Genomic DNA, 25,984 nt, shown 5'->3' on the forward strand with positions numbered 1-25,984 from the left:
TTTTATGCCTTTAATTTGTTATTTAACTTTTCAAAAATACTCACTAACACTTCGCATTCTTCGTTGGTTAAAGTGCTCAGTAATTGTTTTTCCCAATTCAGTGCATCGGGCGCTATATTTTCATATAAGCTTTGCCCTGCTTTGCTCAGTACAAGTAAGGCCGCGCGTTTGTCTTGCTTATTTAGCTCACTTCTCACTAAACCTTTATCTATTAAAACTTTTACCGCGCGCGACACTGTCGACTTGTCCATATTTGCTTGCGTGCATAAATCCTTTGCGTTGCTTTGGCCATATTGCGCTAAGTTAGCAAGTATTCGCCACTGGGGAATATTTAAACCGTATTTAGCTTGATAAACCTCGGCAAAGTCGTTACTTACACGTGTTGCTATATTGGTTAATTGATAAGGTAAGAACGTTGCTAGATCAATTTTCATTTTTGGTAATCCCTGCTTTATTAGGTTTACTTTGGTGTTCATTAATATTTACGCAGGTGCGTAGTTGCACATTTGATATTAGTCTCACTTGAGAGTATCTTAACTGAAATAAAAAGAATATTAAACCAACCTCTCTCACAGGAGTCAGTAATGGCGACACAATTAAGTTATATGACCGGTTTTGGTAATGAATTTGAAACACAAGCGCTACCCGATGCACTGCCAATAGGACAATTTAGCCCACAAAAGGTCAAATACGATTTATACACCGAGCAATTTAGTTCGACTGCATTTACGGCTCCTCGCGCTTCAAATCGTCGCACTTGGTTTTACCGCCTTCGTCCATCTGTAGTGCAAGGTGATTACCAAGCAATTGATAACGGCCTAATAAGAACAGCCCCAATCACTGAAGCCGTAACACCACCAACAATGCTACGTTGGAATCCTATTGATATGCCTTCACAGCCTACTGACTTTATTGATGGCTTGGTAACTATGGCAGCTAATGGCAGTGCTAATGGGCAATCGGGTATTGGCATTCATGTATATGTCGCTAATCAGTCAATGCAAGGACGTTACTTTTGCAATGCCGATGGCGAAATGTTGTTTGTCCCTCAGCAAGGTGAGTTATTAATTCACACCGAGTGCGGTAAGTTAAGCATTAAACCAGGTGAAATTGCTGTAATTCCCAGAGGAATTAAGTTCTCTGTTGATTTAATTGACGATACAGCCCGTGGTTATATTTGTGAAAATTATGGCCATGCTCTTGAGCTTGCCGAGCGAGGACCTGTTGGTGCAAACGGTTATGCCAACGACAGAGACTTTCAATACCCCGTTGCTGCCTTTGAAGATAAAGAAGGTGACTTTGAGCTTGTTTCTAAATTTAACGGTAATTTATTTAGCTGTGAAATTAAGCACTCTCCTTTTGATGTGGTTGCATGGACAGGTAACAGCTCCCCCTATAAATACGACTTATCGCGTTTTAATGTGATGAATACAGTAAGTTTTGATCATCCCGACCCATCTATATTCACTGTGCTAACCTCTCCTTCTGCTACTGAGGGTATGGCAAATGTCGATTTTGTGATATTTCCACCGCGTTGGATGGTAGCCGAAAATACATTTCGCCCGCCTTATTATCACCGCAATATTATGAGTGAATTTATGGGCTTGATTGAAGGTGTGTATGATGCAAAAGAGCATGGTTTTGTACCTGGTGGCGCAAGTTTACACAATTGTATGTCGCCACATGGACCTGAAGCCGACGTATTTGAAAAAGCCTCAAACGCTGAGCTTACACCACAAAAATACGAAAACACATTGGCCTTTATGTTTGAGTCGCGCTATATAATTTCACCGACAAAATATGCATTAGAAGGTAAAGAGCGCCAACTAAACTACACCGATTGCTGGCGTACTATTAAAAAACAATTTACAGGTTCACAGGATTAATTATGAAATTATACAGCTACTTTCGCTCATCAGCGGCTTATAGAGTGCGTATAGCGCTTAACTTAAAAGCAATCGATCATGAACTTGCTATTGTTAACCTTTTAAAATCGGAGCAGCTTGGGGAAGAATACTTAGCGACTAATCCGCAAGGGTTACTACCTGCACTTGAAACCGATAATGGTGTTTTAGCACAATCGCTTGCAATACTGGAATGGCTAGATGAAACTTATCCGCAATCGCCATTAATTACAGGGACTGCGTGGCAAAAGTCGCAAATAAGAAACTTAAGCTTTGCCATTGCTTGCGATATTCATCCTGTTAATAATTTACGCGTGCTGAAGTATTTATCGAACGAATTAGGTGTTGATGATGAGGCTAAAAATAAGTGGTATCGACATTGGATAGAAGTTGGTTTTGAAAAAATAGAACTGATGCTAAACGAAAATGATGACTACTGCTTTAGTGACCAACCAACACTTGCTGACATTTGTTTAGTGCCGCAAGTATTTAATGCAATTCGTTTTAACGTAGATATGAGCGCTTATCCAAAAATTGCAGCCATTTACGAACACTGTAATAAATTAGCTGCATTTAATGATGCTGCACCGCAAAATCAACCCGATGCAAATTAAGCTAGTTCAGTAACTAACCAGAGTTCAGGTTAGCTAGCTTTGTAGCGCACTATGAATAACCGTAATGTGCTCAATTAAATCTAAGCCCAGATCAGTTAAATATCCGCCATCTGGGCTATCTATAATCCCTTTTTCAAATAAACGTTGCGCTGCGCTAAGTAAGCTTGGCTCTGCGTCTGAATGTAATTTAATACCTTGCATTTTACTGTCGCGAGGGAATTTTGCTAATAGTGTGAATTCTTCGATCATTGTTTGATTAAATTGCATTGTGTGCACCTTATTATTGTTCTGTGAATAACTAAGTTTATAATTAAATCACTTTGTGTACTTTACACTAGCACGTTTTTTAGCTTAATGTATTATTTTTACCCCCTATTTAAAGGCCTCTAATGCGTAACTTTTTAATTCTATGTTTTTGTTTTAGCAGCTTATCGTATTCAATACTTAGTGAAGCAACAACGCTTAAAACCCATTCAATTATTGATGCAAACCAGTTTGTAAATGAAGAATCAAACTGTTGGTATGACAACAAACGCTATAGCGAAGGGGCGTTAATACAAATTCACTCATTTACACTTTTGTGCGGTGCTAAAACACCCCAGCACAGTAACAGCCAACTCATTTGGCTTAAAATAGATAAACAAGGTAATGCTATTTACCCAACAGCTCCTAAAAAAATCACTGTGAATTAGCGCTAAAAGCTGATTTGAGCTACAATACACGCAGTTTAAATAAGTAGTATGGCTATGGATAATCAACCTAAAAACCCTTTACATGGGGTAACGTTAGAACAAATACTTGTTGAGTTAGAACAGCGACTTGGCTGGAGAACACTTGGCGAGCAAGTAAAAATCAAATGCTTTACTGATCAACCGAGCATTAAATCGAGTTTAAAGTTTTTGCGTAAAACGCCTTGGGCTCGCGATAAAGTGGAAGCACTTTATATTCACACTATAAATAACAAACCTATTCGTAGACCAAAAAGTGCACCAAGAGAAACATCTTCTCAAGCGCCGGATACTACAGGTTTTGTTTGGCCATCAATTAAAAAATGATATAAAAAAGGAGCTAATTTAGCTCCTTTTTTGATTGTAGCAAGCGCGATTTATTGCTCTTTGCAAATCACATTTAATGAGGCTGGTTCAATAGTAATAACCAGTTTTTGAGCTGTTTTAACCTCACCGTCAAGTACGTACTTAAGCTCTCCTTCGCCTGTAACCTCGACCCTTTTAGCATTTGTATGGTGCGAATTTATTGCTAAATGTGTTTGCGTTAAACTACTAAACATCAATTCTGCAATACTTAGTACTGTAGTTGAATCTTCATTATTTGGTGTTAACCAATTTACATCGAGTAGTCCGTCACTATGATCAGGTTGCCCGCCACCTTGCGCCAATAACGTTGTAAAAGGCGCAGCATTAGCCACAATAAAGCTATTGGTGCAAATTTCTTGAGGTTCATTGTCATCAAGCTTTACGTTAAGTAACAATGATTTTTGCTCGTTAAAGGCTTGAAAAAAGCCGTTCAAATAAGCAAGTTGCCCTGATTTATTTTTGGATTTTCTATCTGCTTTTTCAATCATTGACTGCTCAAAGCCAATACCCGCAAGCAACAATACCAATTCATTATTGCAATAAGCAGTATCTATTAGGCTTGTTTGACCATCTATAATTAAATCACAAGCTTGTTCTACAGGAATAAATTTAGAGCTAATACCCATTAATACATGGGCTAGTGCATTCGCTGTACCCATTGGGATGATACCTAGTTTACATCGTGTATTTACAAGTATGCTTGCAACTTCTGCTACGGTACCATCGCCACCACACGCTATTATAATATCTGGATTTTGCGCAATTGCCTGTTTAGCAAGCTCAATACCATTAACCTCTTTTGAAGTAGTAAGTACTTTCAAATCGTAATAAGCCGATAGCCGCGCAACAATTAAATGCTCTTTTTCTTGCCATAATCGCGTACCCGATACAGGGTTTGCAATTAAAACGGCTTTGTTTTTAATCAGCAGTTCGCCTTTTTTATGGCGTTTAGCTAGATGACGAAGCTGATGCTTATTTAAGTTTGCGGTTTCGCGGGTTTCTTTTATTTGTGCAAGCACTTCATGTACATCTGCATTTTTATTTTGACTCAATAAATAAGCCGCCATAACAAAAACTGAACGCCCACGCCCTAAAGCGCAATGTACAACAACGCGATGATTTTCTTTAATATGGTGATGTATCCAATTAATAGCCTGATTTAACTGCGAATGGGTAGGAATACTATGATCGAGTACCGGAATATTTAAGTAATCAATACTTTCTTGCGTAGAGCTCCATTCGAGGCCGTCAAATTCACACGTTACATCTAAAATAGCCGTGATCCCGTTACTTTTTAATGTATCTATATCTGAGGGGAATAATCGGCAAGCTAAAAATAGATTTTCGTTTATTTGTTGAATGGGCGGTACTTTATCGCGCTTACGTGACCAAGCATTATAGATTTGTACACCAAGCAGAAATGGCACAAACGCCCAGCGTATATAAAAAGGGATCACCCCATTTTCACGTTTTCTAAATATTTTTGCAGTATTAAAAATATATGCGGTACTCACTAATAAAAGTGACAGTGCAGTCCAATAAAAAATAATAGCAAAATAAACAGAGTCCACTTCCCAACCAATAAAAATAAGCAGTAGTGCTAAAAGTGAATAACCAATTGCAGCCCACATAATTTCTCCTTGTTATAAATAATCCCGTTTTTTAATCTTAATTTAAACGGCTGTATAAATTCTTGTGCAAGTATCACGCCATATAAAAAACACTTAAAACTCAAAAATATATCTTAACCAACTGATATTTAAAATAATAAAATACACTCCCTCAAGTATCCTCATTCTTTGTGCACTTTTTACAGACATGTGAATAAATTATACCTACATGTTTAGTTTCAATATCTTAACGGTTGTTGCTTGTATTAACGTATAACTCAGCCAGTATAAATAACTTGAACTCTGGAAAATAAATGGTTAGAGAAAAATAAATATGGTTCAATACGTTAGTAATTCTCTTAACCAAAGTTCAAGTTGAATAGCAATTTTTGCCTCCAAATCACCATTTCAAACGTTTACTCAATGATAATAAGAAAACAGGACCACTGTGGATAACGGTAACCAACGCCCTCTTTTTAGCGCAAAAGAGCAAGGAGATACTGATGGACAAATTTGTGGGCTAAAATAAAAAAGCTAGCCAAGGTATTGGCTAGCTTACTTTTAGTTATCTATTTTTAACGTTACTGGGCTTTATCAAATGGCATCAGTAATGTTTTCATCGCAGGGCGAAGCGCTATTAATACCGTTTCTTCGGTTAGTTCAGGGTAAAGTAACTTTCTGAGTAATAACCCTGCCATCATCGAAAAAATAACATTAATTCGGCTTTCAAGTTCAAGCTCATCAATGTCTTTGAGCGCACTTCGCTCGCTTGTTAAAAGCTGCCTCATGCGCCCTCTTGCTTGAATATCAGTTTCGCGCAAAAGAGTAGCGACTTTCATATTACGACCTGCTTCTGCCATCATGTCTAAATCAATAACACACGAGCCCGTATCCATGTGTCGTTGCACACCAATATTTAAGCCATCTAAAAGAGCTGCTAAAACATCACCGGGGTGATCTTCAAACTTTTGAAAGATAGAGAACATTTCTTCCATATCTTTTTCAATAATGCTTTCTATAATGGCTTCTTTGCTTTCAAAGTAATTATAAATATGGCCTGCACTCATCCCTGCCGTTTTAGATATTTCTGCCATACCTGCACCGTGGTAACCTTTTCGGCGAAAACACTCTGCAGCAGCCGCTAATATTTGCTCACGCCTAGCCAGTGCTATCGCGGGATCAGTTTGCCTTTTTGCTTTAGGCTTCATGTTCAACTCCACTACCAAGTTATAAGCTCAGTAAAGCAAGAGCTATAAATAGTCTCGCCATATAAATTGTAATGCGGCTTTAAAAAGCCGCATATATTATTTCTCTTCCTGAGTTATTTCACTGGTTACGTTCCATCCGCCACCAAGCGCTTTGTACAAGTTAATTTGACTCGCAAGATACGCTTGTTGACCCGCAATTAACTGCTGTTGTGCGCCGTACCATGTACGCTGAGCATCAAGTACTTGCAAGTAGCTATCTGCACCTTTTTCGTAACGCATTTTTGATAAATCAAACGTGATTTGTCGGCTACTTATAAGCATATCAAGTGCACTTAATTGCTCTTGGTAGCCCTCTCTATCGGCAAGTGCATCAGCAACTTCGCGAAATGCATTTTGAATTTTTTGCTGATACGTTGCTACCGCAATTTCTTGATCTGCTTTTGCTACATCAAGATTTGCTTGGTTACGTCCCATATTAAAAATAGGTAAGCTAATTGTCGGCACAAAACTCCATGTACCCGAGCCTGAATCAAACAAGCCACTTAAATCACTTGAAGCAGAGCCGGCATTGGCTGTTAAGCTAATGCTTGGATAAAACGCCGCACGTGCAATACCAATATTGGCATTTGCAGCAAGCATTAAATGCTCAGCGGCTTTAATATCAGGGCGCTGCGATAACAAGTCAGACGGTAAACCAACGGGTACTTCTGGCATGCTGATCAAGTTAGTCAAGTCTTTATCTGGCAGTAAATCAGCTGAAACAGATTTACCCACTAATAAATCTAGGGCACTTTTATCACGCTTTAACAAACGCTTGTACGTTGCTATGTCTACTTTTGCTGTAGCAACTGTACTTCTAAGCTGCTCAAGGGTAATTGAAGAAGTTGCACCTAAATCAAAGCTTTTTTGCGTAAGCGATAATGACTCTTGCTGAGAGGTGAGCGTTTCTTTTGCAAGCTCTAGCAGTTGTAAATCCGTCGCGTAATTGAGCCATGCATTTGCCAACTCTGAAATTAACGACACTTGCGTGCTGTATTGGCTAAGCTCTGTAGAGTATAAATTTTGCAGGGCTTGCGCTGATTGGTTACGCACTTTGCCCCAAATATCTAACTCGTAGGAGGTAATACCCACTGTTGCACTGTACTGCGAGCTAATAGTAGCATCGCCAGTCCCCGCTAAATCAGCAGGTAAGCGCTGACGCGTACCTGATGCATTTAAATCAAGAGACGGATACAAAGCAGAGTCTTCAATTTGATACAAACCACGCACACGCTGCACATTAAGCACTGCAATTTGCATGTCTTTATTATGCTCAAGACTTTGGCTAATTAACGTTTGTAGTTTTTCATCATTAAAAAACTGCTGCCAATTTAATTGCTGCGCAGCGCTTTGCGCAGTACCTGATGCATAAGCATCAGATACTGGTAGCACAAGGTCTTTTTGCTCTGGCGCTAATTGACAACCGCTTAGCACCAATAAAGCAATTGCACTTAGGCTGAATGTTTTAATGCTCATTCTGCGCTCTCCTTTGTTGTTTCGTTAGTTTTACCAGGAAATATACGGCGAACTAACACAAAGAATAACGGTACAAATACAACAACTAATATTGATGATGCGAGTGTGCCGCCAATAATCGAAATACCTAACGCATTTTGCGCACCAGAACCCGCACTTGAGGCTATTGCTAGTGGTAAAACACCACAAATAAAGGCCATCGAAGTCATGAGTATTGGGCGCAAACGTAAGCGTACAGCTGCAATAGCAGCATCAACTAAACCAAGCCCTTCTTCCATTTTATGAATCGCAAACTCAACAATAAGTATCGCATTTTTAGATGCCAAACCAATGGTAGTCAACAAGCCTACCTGCAAGTAAATATCGTTAGATAAGCCACCAGCGAGTGCCGCCATAATCGCACCAAATATACCCAGTGGTACAATCATCATTACCGCAAATGGTACCGACCAACTTTCATAAAGCGCGGCTAAACATAAAAATACAAACAACAGCGATAAGCCATATAATAAGGGTGCTTGACCACTACTTGAGCGCTCTTGGAATGAAATACCGGTCCACTCAGACGAAATACCATTAGGCAGCTGTTTAACTAATCGCTCCATTTCATCCATTGCTTGTCCCGTGCTGTAACCAGGCGCTGCACTACCTTGAATTTCCATTGCTGAAAAACCATTGTAACGCTCTAAGCGTGGTGAACCGTATGTCCAAAACGAGCTAGCAAAAGCTGAAAAAGGCACCATGTCGCCATTATCATTGCGCACATACCACTTGTTTAGATCCTCAGGCACCATACGCGATTGCGCATCACCTTGTAGGTATACTTTCTTCACGCGACCACGGTCTATAAAGTCATTTACATAACTACTACCCCAAGCGGTGGCAAGCGTGCTGTTTATATCACCTTGTGAAACACCAAGTGCTTCAGCTTTAGCTAAATCTACATCAAGTTGAAGTTCTGGCATGTCTTCTTGTCCATTTGGACGTACGCCCGCTAAAATTGGGCTTTGGCTCGCCATACCTAATAATTGGTTTCTTGCCGCTAATAAATCATCATGTCCAAGGCCAACACGGTCTTGTAAAAAGAGAGTAAAGCCATTGGCCGTACCCAGCTCAACAATTGCCGGCGGTGGAAATGCAAAAACAAAGGCTTCTTTTATTGTTGAAAAGTAGCCCATTGCTTTACCTGCAACCGCTTTAACAGATAAATCATCTCGCTGACGCTCATCCCAATGCTTAAAGTTAACAAACGCAATCGCTGAGTTTTGGCCAGAACCTGCAAAACTAAAACCAGTCACGGTAAAAATACCGTTTACTGCTTCGGATTGATCATTTAAGAAATGGTTTTCTACTTTTTTAACAACCTCAAGTGTTTCTTGTGTTGTAGAGCCTGCCGGTAATGACACTTGGTTAAACAAAATACCTTGGTCTTCGTCAGGCAAAAATGCCGTTGGTAAGCTTGAGAATACATAAACCATGCCGCCCACAATCACGCCATAAATAAGCAGATAGCGCTTAGAGTGCGTAAGCATACGGCCCACAAAACTTTGTGCACCTGAGTTTGTTTTATCAAAACCACGGTTAAAGCCTGTAAAAAATCGGCCAAATAACGTGTTATTGTTATGTACATGGCTTGGTTTTAAAAGCGTTGCACACAATGCAGGTGTTAAAATTAGGGCCACTAAAACCGATAACCCCATCGCAGATACCAGTGTTATAGAAAATTGACGATAAATAATCCCAGTAGAGCCGCTAAAGAACGCCATTGGTATAAATACCGCAGAAAGTACCATGGCAATACCGACCAACGCGCCTTTAATTTCATCCATAGATTTACGCGTAGCTTCAAGTGCCGATAGCTTCTCTTCGGTCATTAAGCGCTCAACGTTTTCGACTACAACAATCGCATCATCCACAAGTAAGCCTATGGCAAGTACCATCGCGAACATGGTTAACGTATTGATTGAATAACCAAATGCGTACAAAATACCAAACGTACCAAGCAATACCACAGGCACGGCAATGGTCGGAATAAGCGTTGCTCGGAAGTTTTGTAAAAACAAATACATGACGACAAACACTAAAATAACCGCTTCAATAAGCGTATGAACTACTTTTTCAATTGATAAAGATACAAATGGTGTGGTGTCATAGGGTACAACTACATCTAACCCTTCAGGAAAATAAGGTTTTAACTCTTCAATTGCGGCTTTAACGCCTGCTGCTGCATCAAGTGCATTCGCGCCACTGGCCAATTTAATACCTAAACCCGAAGCAGGTTGTCCATCGTAGCGTGCTACAACACGGTAGCTTTCGCCACCCAACTCTACACGTGCAACATCCTCAAGGCGGACAAAAGAGCCATCAGGATTTGTTTTTACTAAAATATTCTCAAACTGCTCGGCCGTTTGTAAACGACTTTGCGCTGTCACCGTTGCATTAAGTTGCTGCCCAGCAACTGCTGGCATCCCTCCTAATTGGCCCGCAGATACTTGTGCATTTTGCGCGCTAATTGAGGCGCTAATATCCGCTGGCGTTAGTTTGTAATTTTGCAGTTTTGAAGGGTCTAACCAAATTCGCATAGCGTATTGTGAGCCAAATAATTGCACTTCACCTATACCTTCAACACGTGAAACAATATCTTGCACGTTTGATGATACATAATCACCAATATCGATGTTAGTCATACTGCCATCTTTAGACACAAAACCTAATACCATCAAAAAGTTACGAGCAGACTTTGCAACAACGACACCTTGCCTTTGTACTTCTTCAGGTAAAAGTGGTGTTGCAGTCGCTAATTTATTTTGCACTTGAACTTGTGCAATATCAGGGTCTGTTTCGGCACTAAATGAAAGAGTAAGCGTTGCTGAACCGCTCGATTCAGACGTTGATGACATATAAAGTAAGCCATCAAGCCCCTTCATTTTTTGCTCTATAACTTGCGTAACCGTATCTTCAAGCGTACGTGCAGATGCACCAGGGTACGTTGCCGTAATACTAATTGCTGGCGGTGCAATTGACGGATACTGTGCAATTGGCAAGCTTTGTATAGCCAAAATACCTGCTAGCATCACTACTATTGCCAGTACCCATGCAAAAATGGGCCTGTCGATAAAAAATCGTGACATTACAACTCTCCGTTATTGCGCTTTATCAGCTTTTGTAGATGACTGAATTTCAGAAGGACTCACTGGCGCACCCGGGCGAATTTTTTGTAAGCCTTCTACAATTAATTTATCGCCATCACTTAGGCCATCAGTAACAAGCCAATCTGAACCAACGGTTCTATCCACTTTTAACACGCGACTTTCTACTTTATTGTCTTTACTGACAACCATTGCTGTTGGCTCGCCTTTGTTGTTACGGCTTACACCCCGTTGCGGTACTAAAATCGCATCCGCTTTAACGCCTTCAACAATAGATGCACGTGCATACATGCCTGGTAATAATAGCTTTTCAGGGTTAGGGAATTTAGCGCGCAAAGTTACAGAGCCGGTACTTGGGTCAACAGTCACTTCTGAGAACTGCAACGTTCCTTTGTGAGAATACGCCGAGCCATCTTCCATTATTAATTCAACATCTGTTTGGCTGTTTGCATCAATACCTAAACGGCCAGATGCAATCGCTTTTTTAAGTTGCGTCAACTCATTGCTCGATTGTGTTAAATCAATATAAATTGGGTCTAATTGAGTCACCGTTGCAAGTGCTGTACTTTGATTTGCACTTACTAGTGCACCCACTGTTACGCTTGATTTACTAATTTGGCCACTAATAGGGGAAGACACATGGCTGTAATCAAGGTTAATTTGCGCTGATTTTAACTGGGCTTTAGCCGTTAATAATTCAGCATTTGCTTGTTTGTACGCAGCATCCGCTTCGTCAAAATCTTGTTGACTCACTGCTTTGATTTTTAAGAGTTCGCCGTAACGTGATGCTTTTGATTTAGAGCTGGCGATGCTTGCCTCTGCGCGTGCAACGCTCGCTTCACTTGCTGCAAGGTCTGCTTCAAATGTAGCTGGGTCTATTTGATACAGTGCTTGGCCTTGCTTAACCTCTTTACCTTCGACAAATAAACGAGATTGCACAATACCACTTACTTGTGGGCGAATTTCAGCAATTTGAAATGCACTGATACGCCCAGGAAGTTCTTTTTGAGAGTAAGCGCTTGGCTTTTTAATGTGAGTACACCCACTGGCACAGCTTGAGGAGCTGAAGCTTGTGACTGCTCAGTTGCTTGGTCACAACCAGTTAAAGCAACAGAACCTACGAGGGCGGACAATACAAATAAAGCGATGCGGGAACGCTGCATGTTAAATACCTTTTAGTTTAGAGTGAACGATCATTCTAAATTAAAACGCGCTGAGAATGAATCTTAATTAGAAGAAATTTACACAAACTTACACTCCTCAGTACAATATACGTCTTAGGTTGCATTTAATGTTAATTAGATGAAAATAGAATCAAGACTGTATGAATATAAAACAACTGAACATACTGAAATAATATCTCATTTTAGAAACGAAGTGTTTAACAGACACAAAAAAGCCAAGCAAATACAGCTTGGCTATTTATATAAAAACTAAAGCGCACCTTATTTTAAAGGATATTAGCACTATGCTAAGTAATAACTCTTGAAACTAATAACTGCTCTACCCTAATACCCTCTACATCAACCACTTCGAATTTAAAGCCTGAAAAGGTTAAATGTTCCGCACGCTTGGGTATTCGCTTCATATTGTAAATTAAAAAGCCTGCAACGGTTTCATAGTGCATTTGCTCAGGAAACTCTTCTATGTCCAGCAGTTTTGCTAAATCGCTAATCGGAGTTAAACCATCAACTAACCAAGAGTCTTGATCGCGTTCTATAATTAATTCATCGCCTTGGTGAGTTATTAAATCCCCCATAAAGCCTTTCATTAAGTCTTTTACCGTAACGATACCGACCGATAAAGCGTATTCATTAACAACAACGGCAAACGGTTTGGCTGCACTTTTAAAGGCATTTAATGCTTCTGATAGGCTTAATGTCTCGGGTAAATAAAAAACATCTTTATCAATCAACTCATCATTTATATTGGCTGCTTCACCTTTTAATACTTGTCGTAAAATATCTTTTGATTCAACAGAGCCATGTAACTTATCTAAGCTCCCTGACACCACTAAAAAGTGATTATGAGGATGATCAATAATTTTAGTCGCAATATCATGACTCGATTCGTTTAAATCAAAATAGACAATTTGGTCGCGTGGCGTCATTACACTTGATAAAAACCGCGCTTCTAAATCAAACACATTGCCTATTAATTCATACTCTTGCTTTTGCAAGCTTCCGTATGCAGCACCTGCATCCATCATCGCAACAATATCTTCAGTTGTTACATTGTCTTCCCGCTCTGCAGGTACTTTAAATAAGCGCAGTACAAAGTTAGTTACACCATTAAAAAACATCACTAACGGGGTTAAGGCAAAGGTCACCCAACGCATTATAGTCACCACTCTCACAGCGACTGCTTCTGGCATGATCATCGCTAAGCGTTTGGGCATTAAATCGGCGAACAATATAAACAAAGACGTAATAGTAAAAAACGAAAATAAAAAGCTAATTTTCTCTACATGTGCGCCTTGATAAAATAGTACCAACACGCTTTCAACATAAGGAGATAAAGCCTGCTCGCCCACAATACCACCCAATATCGCAATCGCGTTGAGTGCTATTTGGATCATGGCAAAAAAAGCCCCTGGATTTTCTTGTAGCTTTAATACCGCTGCTGCTTTTATATTTCCTTCATCTGCCATTACTCGCAGTTTTATTTTACGCGACGCCGCAATTGCTATTTCTGACATAGCAAACAACGCACTGATCAAGATCAATAAGCTAATCCCGATTAAATCACCCATTTAACGCTCCAAAAAAGTTAGTGCTTTTGAAACAAAAGCAGCTGATTATAGTCGGTTTTTTAAACGCAGCAATTTAAATTTAAAAATATATTAAAGTAATTATATTTCATGGTGTTATATTAATAAAACCACTTATTTTACTGTTCTAATATTTTAAAATGCAGCTTTTAATTGCGTAACTAAGGCAGGATCCATATTAATATTGCAAGCAAAGTACAAAGGGGATTGTGTTGTATTCAAACTCAGAACAGGTTCAAGTAATTTAAGCCTTGGCTCAGCTTGAATTCGATAGTCAAATTGCTTTTTACTAAGCACAACAAAATCTAGAATATCGTCGCGAGTACTAATAAGTTTATCTATTTTGTCTAGGCTATCTATAAGTAATAAATGCTTACTTTCGCTAAAGCCACGCTCTAACAAATAATGATGACTAAAGTTATCACGCAGTACTGCTATTTTATACTTTTTGGCATCATTGAGAGTATTTAACTTTATACCTCTCGACTTAAGCCCATATATAGCAGAGTCAAAGCTTTCTAGCTCGCCTATCCAAGTAAACTTATTCTCTCTATTAGGGAGTCGCACTATCGAAAATATACAGGTGTTTTTATCACGTAATGTTGCGTTGTACGATATGGCCCAACTATAGGCAAACATAGTGTAATTTATACCTGTACCTTCTAGCGCTTTATGAACTTTATCGACAGAGCGGCCAATGAGTTTGTTATCTTCATTGATGTACTGAAAGTCCGGAAATACTTCCGTTACGATTGTAATTTCAGTGGCGTTAACCTTAATACAGATAACGCACAGTAAAAAGATAAACCACTTCATTTAACTGAGCCCCATGATAAGTATATTAATAAATATAGCTGAGGCTCTGCGAACTGCTAGTTTTTAGTAGTGTATAAGCACGACCAATTTACTTGTTCATTGCGTTGATTAAAAAGGCCGATATTTTAGCGCCTTCTTTGAGCGTTGTTTCAGAACTAGACTGGCCAACAAGCGAACTGTCGGTGAATGGCGCTATTTCCATCATATCAGCCCCCGTAATTGGAAACTCATCCGCAATGGCTGATAAAATATCAAGCGCATGCTGTGGTGTTAAACCATTATGTTCTGGCGTACCTGTGGCAGATGCAAACTCGGCATCAAGCGCATCAATATCAAAGCTTACATATACTTCATCAACGTTATCGGCTTTTAACTGAGCAATAGCGTCGGCAGCAACCGCTGCTGCGCCGCGCTCAATGATTTCATGTGCCCAATGTTGCTTAACGCCAAAGGTACTTTCCCAGTGCGCTTTAGGCTTGCCACTTGAGCGTATACCAAATTGTATTAAATGATGCGGTGCCGGTAAAAACTCTAATATATGTGTACACCACGAGCCAAAACATAAATCAATACCTAAGCGCTCCACAAGTAAATCGGTATGCGCGTCAAAATGAATAATAGCCGTGCGCTTACCTTGCTCACGTTTTGCTTTTAAGTACGCTTTAGTAAGTGGGTAACTAATTGAGTGATCGCCACCAATACCAAATAATCCTTTATCTTTAAACGTTGCGTAAAAACTGTCGCAGACATCTTCAGTGATTGATAACGGGCTTACGTAATAGTCGTTATCTTCATCACCATATAAGGCTTTTTGGCAATTAGAAATGGTTGCATCATTTAGGTATTTGTCATGAAGTAAATGTGGAATTACACGAACATCACCTAAATCAAACGAATGACACTGCGGTTGCTGATCAATTAAAGCTGAGCGCACAAACAATGGCCCCCAGTTTGCGCCGCGTAAAATCCCACCGCCACAGTCTGAACTAATACCTAACATAACGGCTTTATGTGGTGAGCTTGGTAATTCGTTTAAAGACTCGCGCCACAAGTTATCAACGTTTTCAGTTTGTCCGTAAAGTTTATTACGCAGTGCGGCTTTGCGCTCTTTTGCAGTATTTACTGTGTATACGCCATCGCCCGGTGCGCACAAACAGTGCTCAACTTTGTTTTTAAATGCTTCAAATTGTGTGCTCATAATAAACTCCTTCGGTTTTTATTCTGTACGTAGCTAATTAGTTTTGATTACTTTTGATTAGTTATGCAAAATCACTAAAAGTGCCTAAACTTCAAATAAATGTCACTTTGCTAAACAAGTCAGTGCTTAATATCAGTAAACACGTTAGTTTTCACGTGTTCACTACAAGATTAAGCCATTGAATTTATTTGATATTAATGAAAATTTGTAATCATCCATTTAATCGTAGTTACGCGCTTGGGTGATACTTATTATGTCTGCTTGAACATGTCAACAGCGTAACAAGGCTACGTATATTAGTACTTGATTGAATATTCATAGTTGATGAATAAATCAAATTAGCCCTTAAAATTATTAAGACTTAATTGAAGGAGTTAAGATAAAACGGACAATCGTCCTGTACTTAATAAACGTTTCTAGCAATGATGCTAGATTGACAACAATTTATTATAAAAAGGCTTAGCTATGGAAAAGGTATTTCACTTAGGACTATGTATTGACGATCTTAAAAGTGCAAAACTTGCGATTGTACCGGGCGATCCAGATCGTGCAGCACGTATTTCTCAATTCCTAGACAACCCAACCTGCCTGGCTCAAACTCGTGAGTTTCATGTTTACTTAGGCCAACTAAACGGCCACTCTGTGGTTGTTTGTTCTACGGGTATTGGTGGCCCATCTACGTCGATTGCAGTAGAAGAATTAGCACAACTTGGCGTGCGTAAATTTTTACGTATTGGTACAACCGGTGCAATTCAGCCACACATTAACGAAGGCGAAATTTTAATTAGCCAAGCGTCTGTACGTTTAGACGGTGCAAGCCAACATTTTGCACCACTTAGCTACCCTGCTGTATCTGACTTTTATGCAACACAAGCTATGGTACAAGCATGTAAAAACTTAAATATCGATTTCCACATTGGTATTACGGCATCAAGCGATACATTCTACCCAGGACAAGAGCGTTACGATACGCATTCTGGTTACGTTCCTAAATCACTACAAGGTAGCTGCGAAGAGTGGCAAAAACTGGGCGTAATGAACTACGAAATGGAATCGGCAACATTATTTACTATGTGTGCAGCCCTTGGTTTACAAGCAGCATGTGTAGCAGGCGTACTTGTTAACCGTACTCGCCAAGAAATACCAAATGTAGACCACGGTGAAATTGAGCGTAAATCTGTAGCAGTCGTATTAGAAGCAGCTAAAGTATTACTTGATTAATACCAAGTAAACTCAATAGATAAAATTGTAAAGCACAGCTCTGGCTGTGCTTTATTGTTTTTAAGAGGTTATTTTAGCTGAGCGCTAATTACTTCTATTGCCGGTAGATTTTTAAAACTTGCAAGTACAGCACGTGCTACACCCGCTTGGTTTTCATGGCCTGCGGTTTCTAAAAGTGTAATTGATTTTACTGTACTTTCGTTAAAGCTAAGCCCAGCTAAAAAGAACTGACTTAGTGCACTTTGTAGTGGCGATAAACTTGGACTGTAAGCTGCATTTTCGGCGTAACTTCCGTAAAAATCACCATCACTAAATGTACTTATTTTTACGGCGCTAAAGTTTTGGCTGTAAGGCACGTACGCATTAAGTGCAAAACGCGCAAGGGTTTCATCAAGGCCATCAAAGCTAAAATTACCTTGCTGTGGTTTTGGGTTAAATAAGCTAAATTCGTTACCTAAATCGGTAGGTCCAAATGAATGCGGCAGTAATTCAGCAAGTTTAAATTGCTGATCAGGAAGTAAAATATCAAACTCTTTCGCATCAGCTAGTTCGTTCATAAACTGGCGACAATACCCACAAGGCGCATCGCTAATCGCAATTTTAACTATTTTTTTAGCGCCGTTTAACCATGCGTTATTTATAGCCGATTGCTCTGCATGAACCACTAAACTCAATGCTTGATGATCAAACTCTACATTTGCACCAAAGTAAAAGTTTACCTCACCGTTTTCATCAAGTGCTTTAACAATTGCGCCTACATGAAAATCTGACACTGGCGCAACGGCATACTCAGAAGCTAAAGGTACTAAACCTTGTAGTAATGCATCATCAGACACATTGAGTTGAGCGCATAACGCTTTAATATTACTAGAATTTAATATGCCACGTTGTGATTTTAATTGACTACGTAATGACGCTGTTTGCGCTACGTTTAATGTGATGTGCGAATTTGTAAGTGCTGTATCTTGCTGTACAGTAAAAGTTGCTGAAGCCATAACATTTTTTAATTATTCAATGGCTAAGTAGTTTAAAAGGTTAGGGTGTTAAATACCAGCCTATTTAACGCAAAAAAAGGAGCACATCGCGTGCTCCCTTTTAATACCAAGAGGAATACCTAACAAAATAAAGTGTTAGCCGGTATTACGCATACCTGCAGCTATACCTGTCATAGTGATCATTAACGCATTATCAATGTCACCTTCGTTTCGTTTTTCCTCTGAGCGAGCACGGCGTAAAAGCTCAACCTGTAGTAAGTTAAGTGGATCGGTATACGGATTACGTAAACTAATCGACTCCTTAATCCAAGGTTGTTCGGCTAGTAGGCTTTTTTGTGGGCTAAGTGATTGCACCAAGCTAATAGCTTCTTGAAGCTCTTTACGAAGTGTTACACCCAATGGTTTGTACATATCTTCCACCAGCGCATTGTCGTAATGCTCACTCAACCAGCAATCGGCTTTACTGAATACCATTTCTAGCATTTCTAAGCGCGATCTAAAGAACGGCCACTGTAAGCTCATTTCGGTTAGAGTTTCTGCGCCGTACTTATTAAGCGCAGCCTTTAAGCCTGTTAACGCACCTAACCATGCCGGAAGCATTAAACGGTTTTGACTCCACGCAAAAATCCATGGAATAGCACGCAGGCTTTCAACACCGCCATTAGGATTACGTTTTGCAGGGCGAGAACCAAGCGGTAACTTAGACAGTTCAAGCTCAGGTGTTGCCATTCTAAAGTAAGGTACAAAGTTTTCATCGTGGCGAACTACATTACGGTAGTGTTCACACGACTCCTCACTTATTAGCTTCATTACTTCGCGCCACTGCGGTTTTGGCTCCGGCGGCGGTAATAAGTTACTTTGTAGTACCGCGCCTGCGTAAATATTTAAGCTTTGCAGTGCTACATCGGGTAAACCAAATTTAAAGCGGATCATCTCGCCTTGCTCGGTTACACGCAACCCCCTTTTAACGAACCTGGCGGTTGTGAATGCAGCGCTTGTGCGGCAGGTGCACCGCCACGCCCTACTGTGCCACCACGTCCGTGGAATAAAATAAGTTCAATACCACGCTCATCAGCAAGTTGTACTAGTTTGTCCATTGCTTCGTACTGGGCCCAACCAGCTGCCATCATGCCGGCATCTTTAGCAGAATCAGAGTAACCAATCATTACATTTTGGGTGTTTTTAATGTGCCCGCGATACCAAACATTATCAAGTAATGTAGTAATTACATCACTGCCTGCGTTTAAATCGTCGAGTGTTTCAAACAACGGTGCTACTGGTAAATCAAAGCTACAGCCGCTTTCTTTTAGCAATAATTGTACTGCTAAAATGTCTGATGCTGTTCGCGCCATCGAAATAATATACAAGCCAAATGTTTGTTCGTCTTGCTTAGCAATAACATCAAAGGTGTCTAGCACTTCTTGAACATCAGGGCTTGGTTGCCAATGTTTTGGAATAAGCGGTCTGCGAGAGTTAAGCTCAGTAAGTAAAAAAGCTTGTTTGTCTTGCTCTTGCCATTGGTTGTAGTCGCCTAAACCTAAATAACGAGTCAGCTCTGAAAACACATCGCTGTGGCGAGACGAATCTTGGCGCACATCGAGTTTAGCTAAACGCAAGCCAAAGCTATTAATACGGTACAGTAAATCAAGCAATAAGCCATCAGCAACGACTTTCATATTACACTTTAATAACGAGCGATAGCAGAACCTCTACAGGGTGTTTAAGCTGATTAATATCGGTAATTAAATCTTGTGAATCGCTACGCTTATTTTTAATTTTAGCGCCAAGATGAGCTACTGTTTCTGCAACTTGGTTTTTAAGCTTTTTGATCACCGCTCTGTATGGTTCAAAGTCTTGACCTGCCAACTCAATAAGCTCATCACTGGCATCTGACATAGAGAGTTCAGCGCATAACGTTTTTAAATCTTGAATATATAAGTTAAGCGCCATCCAACGACCATGGTCAAGCACTTCTGCTGTAACCTGCGATGTTACAAATGGATTTCCATCACGGTCTCCACCCATCCACGATGTAAATTCAATCGGGCTGTAATCTTTTGGTAGCTCTAAACTTAATTGCTCTTTAACATTGGCTGAAAATTCACGTAAAAAGCGCGGAACAGCGTGCCATAGACTGTTTTCGATTACCGCATAACCCCATTTAGCTTCATCAACTGGCGTTGGGCGAGAGCGACGAATGTCGTCGGTATGCCAAGCCTGGCTAATAAGCTGTTCAATACGATTTAAAATAGCATCTCGCTCTAGCGGTAAGTTATCTTTTCGCTCAAGCGACGCTAAGCAATCACTTAGTTCAACATGTTTATTAATAATAGTACGGCGCGTCACCTCGGTTGGGTGAGCGGTTAATACTAAGTTTATGTGGAGTTTTGAGAGTGTTTCGGCCAAATGATTACTGTCTAGCTGGCCTTGTTCTGCTTTTGTAACTAACGTTTTTAATGTTTGAGTGAGAGGGTTTTGTTGACCAAGGCCAACGTCATTAAAACGCGAAACGGTATGAAATTGTTCTGCTACATTAGCAAGGTTTAAAAAATGATTAAATGAACGGGCAACCGGCAAAAGCTCTTCATCACTAAGCGCATGTAAAACATCTATTAGCGCTTGTCTGTCGTCTTCATTACCACTGCGAGATGATTTAGATAAAGCCCGAATTTCTTCTACTTTATCTAAAATAGCTTGGCCTTGAGCATCTTTAATTGTTTGTCCTAGAAGTTGCCCTAGTAAATTTACATTACCTCGCAAGGCGGCGTATTGTTCACTCATTTATCATTCTCCTTTATTTCGTAGGGCACTATTAATATCATCATGTAGGGATATTTAATAGATCCATTTGCAATGTCTTGTCGTAAAAAAATATATATAAAATAATCACAAAGCAATTACATGATCATTTTTTACGATGGTAACTGCCCCCTTTGCAGCACCGAAATGCAGCAACTAAAACACGCTGATTCTAAAAATCTAATTACGCTTGAAGATCTTAACGCGAGCGACTTTAGTGAGCGCTACTCGTATATTGATAAAGACCAAGCAATGACTTATCTGCAAGCTCAAAAGCTATCAGGTGAAATGATTTACGGGCTTGATGTAACGTACGAAGCATGGAAAATAGTGGGTAAACACGGCTGGTTGAAAATTTTTCGCTTGCCAATAATTCGCTTCTTCGCTGACTGCGGATACCTGTTATTTGCTAAGTATCGGCACCCCATCAGTCGCTTTTTAATGCCAAATACTCAGTGCAGTAACGGCCAATGTGGACTAAAAGCAAAAGGTGATAAATGAAAACCATTGTTTTATTCGGCGCAAGCAGTGCCATAGCAAATGCATATATAGAACATTTACAAATAAACACGCCTACTCATCAGATCGTTTGTATTAGTTCAAAAAGTATTGAATCTGGTTCAAGTGTTGTCCACCTGCATACTGACTACACAAAACAAAGTTTAGCGAGCGTTACTAATTACCTAAAAGCGCAAAATGCCGATATACAACAAGTTATTATATTCAATGGTACACTGCACAACGAAACCCATATGCCCGAAAAAAGCTGGAGGATTTAGACGCTGAGTATTTTAGCCAACTTCTAAATTCAAACACCCTAACTCCCCTACTTTGCTTGCAGAGTATTTTGCCGCTTTTAACACATAAAACGCAGTGTACTATTACAGCACTTAGTGCGCGTGTGGGCAGCATTAACGACAATAAATTAGGCGGTTGGTATACGTATCGCGCCTCCAAGGCTGCGCTTAACATGCTATTTAAAACCGCAGCGATTGAGCTTTCACGCCGAGCTAAAAATACCAAGCTCGTTTTATTTCACCCAGGGACTACTGATACTGCGCTTTCAAAGCCATTTCAAAAAAACGTACCCGCTGGAAAACTCTTTACAGCTGAATTTGTAGCTAAGCAGCTTTTTACACTTACTTTTAATAACCCTCATTTAGAACTCAATGGTGAGCCTGCCTACTTAGATTGGCAAGGCGAAACTATACCGTGGTAAGGACCTTTAATGCATTTTACTAAAGAGCGCATAAACGCACTTGAAAAACACACCCGTACTCATTTAATTAATTCGCTTTCGGGTTTTAAAAGCGCCAACTTAATTGGCACGCAAGACAAACAAGGCAATACTAATCTCGCCATTGTTAGCTCTGTTATTCATTTAGGTGCTCACCCTCCGCTAGTTGGCATGATAATGCGACCAAATAGCGTGCCTCGACATACGTTCGAAAACATAATTGAAACAGGTAGTTACACCATTAACCAGGTTAATAAAGCGATTTATAAGCAAGCCCATCAAACTTCAGCTCGTTACGATAAAAATGAGTCTGAGTTTGATACGACGGGGTTAACGCCCGAATACTTAAACGACTTTGCAGCGCCTTTTGTTAAAGAAAGCCGCTTAAAGTACTCGGTTAAATTTGTAGAAAACCAACATTTAGCCATCAATGGCACAGAGCTTGTGATAGGTGAAATCACTGATGTGTATTTAGATGAAGTAGCACTTCAAAGTGATGGCTTTTTAGATTTACAGGCTATTGAAACCGTGGCAGTAACCGGGCTTGATAGCTACCACACAAGTAATAAACTCACGCGTTTACCTTACGCTAAAAAATAATATGCCCTTTTAAGAGGCTGTAAACTAATAGCCTCTTATCGCATAACATTGAATTTTACCTTGGTATTGATCACACTAGCTAAAAATCCAAGGAGAAAAACATGACCACCATAGGTATAGGTACACAATCAAGCGAGCAAGCGTTGGCAAGCCTAAGTAACATGACGCAAACGCTAACCCCTATTGCTGCTGACGAACATTTAGAGCGCATAGCCAAGGCGCAAGCGTATATGCTAGCAAACAACATAGATGCAATTTATTTAAACGCTGGCACCAACCTTACCTACTTTACAGGCATGAAATGGTACGCGAGCGAGCGCATGGTTGGTGCGATATTACCCGCCCTTGGTGAAGTACAATACATTGCGCCTTATTTCGAAATTGGTTCACTAAACGGGTTTAAAGTAATAGATGGGCCTATTCATGGGTGGCAAGAGCACGAAAATCCTTATGCACTTTTTGTTGAAGTACTAAAAAAACTTAACATTAATGAAAACGCAACTATTGGCATTGATGAAAGCGCACAATTTTTTATATTCGACGGCATTAATAAAGCACAAATGGGTTTAACCCTCATAAATGCACAACCTGTAACGGCGCATTGCCGTATGCATAAATCAGTTCATGAACTTAGCTTAATGCAACGCGCGATGGACATGACCTTAGCCGTACATCAAGCCACAGCAAGCATGCTTTATGAGGGAATAACCACCACCGAAGTAGAAGCTTTTATTAAGCAAGCACACCAAAAAGTAGGTGCACCAGGTAACTATTTTTGTATTGTTTTATTTGGTGTTGCAACGTCTTTCCCGCACGGTGTTAAAGATGCCCAAATACTTAAAAAAGGCGATATGGTACTAATTGATACTGGCTGTAAAGTACACGATTACCTATCAGACATAACCCGTACCTATGTATTTGGCGAACCAACAATGCGCCAACGTATGTTTTGGGATCATGAAAAAGCAGCGCAAATGGCGGCATTTAATGCAGCTAAAATTGGTGCTACGTGCGAAGACGTTGACGCGGGCGCACGTAACTATTTAGCAGCGCAAGGGCTAGGCCCGCAGTACCAAACACCGGGTTGCCCGCATCGAACGGGTCACGGTATTGGGCTAGATATTCACGAATGGCCATACTTAGTTGGCGGTGATAAAACCCTACTTGCCCCAGGCATGTGCTTTAGTAACGAGCCAATGTTAGTTATACCCGATGAATTTGGCGTGCGTTTAGAAGATCATTTTTACATGACCGACAACGGCCCTCATTGGTTTACACAACCAAGTTATAGCATTGACGACCCATTTGGGCTTAACGCTTAAAACTGAATACCTTCAAGAGCAGCTGTTTAGCTGCTCTTTTTAGTTTGGTATTGATAAAGTGCAGTTCATCCCAATATCCCCTGTTATACCAAAGCAATCCTCAAAAGGATAAATATGAAAAACTTTAAAATTGATATCGTTTCAGACGTAATGTGCCCTTGGTGTGTAGTGGGTTATAAAAACCTAGAAACTGCATTAGAGCAACTCAAAGACGAAATGAGCGCAGATATTACGTGGCATCCTTTTGAACTAAACCCAGATATGCCAATTGAAGGTCAAGACTTAAACGAACATTTAATGCAAAAGTACAACTTAAGTGAAGAGCAAGGCGACGAAAATCGTAAAAACATGTTCGAAGCCGGTCAGCGTGCTGGGTTTACCTTTAATTTTGATGGCAAACGCATCATGATCAACAGCTTTGATTTGCATCGTTTATTAATGTGGGCAGGTGAAGAAGGTAAGCAAACCGAATTAAAACTTGCCTTTTTTGAAGCGCACTTCACTGATTTAAAATACTTAAATCAAGAAGAAGCACTACTCGACGTTGTTGAAAAAGTAGGTCTTGATAAAGAAACTGCGCGCGGTATTCTACATTCAGACAAATACGTACAAGACGTACGCCAAGAGCAAGACAACTTTAAACAAATGGGTATTACGTCAGTACCTACATTTATCATAAACGATAAGTATGCACTTACTGGCGGACAGCCAAGCGACTCATTCATTCAAGCACTAAAACAAATTAGTGAAGAAGAAGCCAAGCAAGACGCTTAACGAGTAAATTGTTGCTTAACACTTAAAAAAGGCTGCACATTGCAGCTTTTTTATTACGTATAAGTAAGCGAACAATAATCACCTTACTATAAATTTATTAGATATTTTATCGTCAACATACAGCACTAAATGCGTGTGGTTATTCGTAACATCATAAGTGATTTATCTCTAACACAGCCTCTAGGATTCTCATAAATGATCTTTACAGTATAAAAATAAGGATGGGTATCTGTAGTGGTCAACTAATTTCGGCTGATGGGCAGAACGCCCAGGCAACGCTATTTTCGTCTGCGTAAAAATTTAAGTTGAACCCGCCTAATATTGGCAACTAGCTTGGCAACTAGCTTGGCAACTAGCTTGGCAACTAGCTTGGCAACTAGCTTGGCAACTAGCTTGGCAACTAGCTTGGCAACTAGCTTGGCAACTAGCTTGGCAACTAGCTTGGCAACTAGCTTGGCAGAGAAGGTACCACCCATCATATATATTTAAAAACGTAGGTCGGATAAGCAAAGCGCCATCCGACACAGTAACTCATTTGAGTCTCGACGAACATAAACAGCTAATTTATATAGCAAAATTAAGTAGAGCTGGCCCCTTAATTGAACAAGCAAAGATCTCCCAATTAAGATGGGTGTCACGTTAATTTCTTAGAGAAGGTACCACCCATCATATATATTTAAAAACGTAGGTCGGATAAGCAAAGCGCCATCCGACACAGTAACTCATTTGAGTCTCGACGAACATAAACAGCTAATTTATATAGCAAAATTAAGTAGAGCTGGCCCCTTAATTGAACAAGCAAAGATCTCCCAATTAAGATGGGTGTCACGTTAATTTCATATATATTTAAAAACGTAGGTCGGATAAGCAAAGCGCCATCCGACACAGTAACTCATTTGAGTCTCGACGAACATAAACAGCTAATTTATATAGCAAAATTAAGTAGAGCTGGCCCCTTAATTGAACAAGCAAAGATCTCCCAATTAAGATGGGTGTCACGTTAATTTCTTATCACGTTAATTTTTTTCGAACCCGCCTAATATTCAATATTGGCAACTAGCTTAGCAGAGAAGGTACCACCCATCATATATATTTAAAAACGTAGGTCGGATAAGCAAAGCGCCATCCGACACAGTAACTTATTTGAGTCTCGACGAA

The 25,984-nt window shown here is 40.0% G+C and carries 20 protein-coding genes and 3 pseudogenes; 10 read left to right on the forward strand and 13 right to left on the reverse strand.

The features are described 5' to 3' along the window. Positions 1-2: 2 nt before the first annotated feature. On the reverse strand, positions 3-434 hold the full coding sequence (locus P4S71_RS01020; protein WP_096794491.1) for a MarR family winged helix-turn-helix transcriptional regulator: 432 nt from the start codon (positions 432-434) through the stop codon (positions 3-5). A gap of 150 nt (positions 435-584) precedes the next feature. Here P4S71_RS01020 and hmgA point away from each other — a divergent pair, with 150 nt between their 5' ends. After that, positions 585-1,886, forward strand: coding sequence for a homogentisate 1,2-dioxygenase (gene hmgA / locus P4S71_RS01025; protein WP_096794490.1), 1,302 nt, complete (start codon positions 585-587; stop codon positions 1,884-1,886). A gap of 2 nt (positions 1,887-1,888) precedes the next feature. Then, positions 1,889-2,518, forward strand: a complete 630-nt coding sequence (gene maiA / locus P4S71_RS01030; protein WP_096794489.1) for a maleylacetoacetate isomerase — start codon at positions 1,889-1,891, stop codon at positions 2,516-2,518. A gap of 33 nt (positions 2,519-2,551) precedes the next feature. Here maiA and P4S71_RS01035 read toward each other — a convergent pair whose 3' ends face one another. Beyond that, positions 2,552-2,785, reverse strand: coding sequence for a TIGR02647 family protein (locus P4S71_RS01035; protein WP_007582405.1), 234 nt, complete (start codon positions 2,783-2,785; stop codon positions 2,552-2,554). A 122-nt stretch (positions 2,786-2,907) separates the two neighbouring features. Between P4S71_RS01035 and P4S71_RS01040 the strand changes: the two genes are divergently transcribed. Beyond that, positions 2,908-3,210, forward strand: a complete 303-nt coding sequence (locus P4S71_RS01040; RefSeq protein ID WP_096794488.1) for a DUF1496 domain-containing protein — start codon at positions 2,908-2,910, stop codon at positions 3,208-3,210. Positions 3,211-3,264: 54 nt separating this feature from the next. Beyond that, positions 3,265-3,573, forward strand: coding sequence for a VF530 family DNA-binding protein (locus P4S71_RS01045; RefSeq protein WP_010553962.1), 309 nt, complete (start codon positions 3,265-3,267; stop codon positions 3,571-3,573). A 50-nt stretch (positions 3,574-3,623) separates the two neighbouring features. Here P4S71_RS01045 and P4S71_RS01050 read toward each other — a convergent pair whose 3' ends face one another. The 8 genes and pseudogenes from P4S71_RS01050 to P4S71_RS01085 all read right to left on the reverse strand — a co-directional run bounded on the left by P4S71_RS01050 (position 3,624) and on the right by P4S71_RS01085 (position 15,878). Beyond that, positions 3,624-5,243 (reverse strand): diacylglycerol kinase family protein, encoded by a 1,620-nt coding sequence (locus P4S71_RS01050; protein ID WP_096794487.1) that lies wholly within the window; start codon positions 5,241-5,243, stop codon positions 3,624-3,626. Between the two features lie 560 nt (positions 5,244-5,803). Then, the gene (locus P4S71_RS01055) at positions 5,804-6,430 is read right to left on the reverse strand and encodes a TetR/AcrR family transcriptional regulator (protein WP_096794486.1); all 627 of its coding nucleotides are present in this window, start codon (positions 6,428-6,430) and stop codon (positions 5,804-5,806) included. A 96-nt stretch (positions 6,431-6,526) separates the two neighbouring features. Then, the gene (locus P4S71_RS01060) at positions 6,527-7,945 is read right to left on the reverse strand and encodes an efflux transporter outer membrane subunit (protein ID WP_337149856.1); all 1,419 of its coding nucleotides are present in this window, start codon (positions 7,943-7,945) and stop codon (positions 6,527-6,529) included. Continuing rightward, a complete protein-coding gene (locus P4S71_RS01065; protein WP_096794484.1) occupies positions 7,942-11,076 on the reverse strand; it encodes an efflux RND transporter permease subunit in 3,135 nt (1,044 codons plus the stop codon). The genes P4S71_RS01060 and P4S71_RS01065 overlap by 4 nt, the downstream gene beginning before the upstream one ends. Positions 11,077-11,088: 12 nt before the next feature. Continuing rightward, positions 11,089-12,257, reverse strand: a pseudogene (locus P4S71_RS01070) (efflux RND transporter periplasmic adaptor subunit). Positions 12,258-12,565: 308 nt separating this feature from the next. Next, complete coding sequence (locus P4S71_RS01075; protein WP_008134367.1) at positions 12,566-13,846, reverse strand: hemolysin family protein; 1,281 nt, start codon at positions 13,844-13,846, stop codon at positions 12,566-12,568. A gap of 153 nt (positions 13,847-13,999) precedes the next feature. Then, positions 14,000-14,680 carry a substrate-binding periplasmic protein gene (locus P4S71_RS01080; RefSeq protein WP_096794483.1) on the reverse strand — a complete coding sequence of 227 codons (681 nt, stop codon included), beginning with the start codon at positions 14,678-14,680 and terminating at the stop codon, positions 14,000-14,002. An 88-nt stretch (positions 14,681-14,768) separates the two neighbouring features. Continuing rightward, complete coding sequence (locus tag P4S71_RS01085; RefSeq protein WP_337120883.1) at positions 14,769-15,878, reverse strand: arginase family protein; 1,110 nt, start codon at positions 15,876-15,878, stop codon at positions 14,769-14,771. A gap of 465 nt (positions 15,879-16,343) precedes the next feature. Here P4S71_RS01085 and udp point away from each other — a divergent pair, with 465 nt between their 5' ends. Next, entirely contained in the window at positions 16,344-17,099 is a 756-nt protein-coding gene (gene udp / locus P4S71_RS01090; protein ID WP_096794481.1) for a uridine phosphorylase, read from the forward strand. A 68-nt stretch (positions 17,100-17,167) separates the two neighbouring features. Here udp and cdd read toward each other — a convergent pair whose 3' ends face one another. Further along, positions 17,168-18,094 carry a cytidine deaminase gene (gene cdd / locus P4S71_RS01095; protein ID WP_337120881.1) on the reverse strand — a complete coding sequence of 309 codons (927 nt, stop codon included), beginning with the start codon at positions 18,092-18,094 and terminating at the stop codon, positions 17,168-17,170. Positions 18,095-18,229: 135 nt separating this feature from the next. Continuing rightward, a pseudogene (gene ppc / locus P4S71_RS01100) lies at positions 18,230-20,875 on the reverse strand (phosphoenolpyruvate carboxylase). Between the two features lie 120 nt (positions 20,876-20,995). Between ppc and P4S71_RS01105 the strand changes: the two are divergent. From P4S71_RS01105 to P4S71_RS01125, 5 genes and pseudogenes are all read left to right on the forward strand, one after another. Next, positions 20,996-21,394: a thiol-disulfide oxidoreductase DCC family protein gene (locus P4S71_RS01105; protein WP_096794478.1), complete on the forward strand. Its 399-nt coding sequence runs from the start codon at positions 20,996-20,998 to the stop codon at positions 21,392-21,394. After that, a pseudogene (locus P4S71_RS01110) lies at positions 21,391-22,112 on the forward strand (SDR family NAD(P)-dependent oxidoreductase). Before P4S71_RS01105 ends, P4S71_RS01110 begins: the two are co-directional and overlap by 4 nt. 9 nt (positions 22,113-22,121) lie before the next feature. Beyond that, positions 22,122-22,730 carry a flavin reductase family protein gene (locus tag P4S71_RS01115; protein WP_337149857.1) on the forward strand — a complete coding sequence of 203 codons (609 nt, stop codon included), beginning with the start codon at positions 22,122-22,124 and terminating at the stop codon, positions 22,728-22,730. A 101-nt stretch (positions 22,731-22,831) separates the two neighbouring features. Then, complete coding sequence (locus P4S71_RS01120) at positions 22,832-24,052, forward strand: M24 family metallopeptidase (protein WP_138490371.1); 1,221 nt, start codon at positions 22,832-22,834, stop codon at positions 24,050-24,052. Positions 24,053-24,166: 114 nt separating this feature from the next. After that, positions 24,167-24,826, forward strand: a complete 660-nt coding sequence (locus tag P4S71_RS01125; protein WP_096794475.1) for a DsbA family oxidoreductase — start codon at positions 24,167-24,169, stop codon at positions 24,824-24,826. Positions 24,827-25,104: 278 nt separating this feature from the next. On the opposite strand, the gene P4S71_RS01130 is transcribed toward P4S71_RS01125, so the two are convergent. Beyond that, complete coding sequence (locus P4S71_RS01130) at positions 25,105-25,305, reverse strand: hypothetical protein (RefSeq protein ID WP_337149858.1); 201 nt, start codon at positions 25,303-25,305, stop codon at positions 25,105-25,107. Positions 25,306-25,984: the final 679 nt, after the last annotated feature.

This window comes from Pseudoalteromonas sp. B62 (assembly GCF_037162565.1).
Lineage (GTDB): Bacteria > Pseudomonadota > Gammaproteobacteria > Enterobacterales > Alteromonadaceae > Pseudoalteromonas > Pseudoalteromonas fuliginea.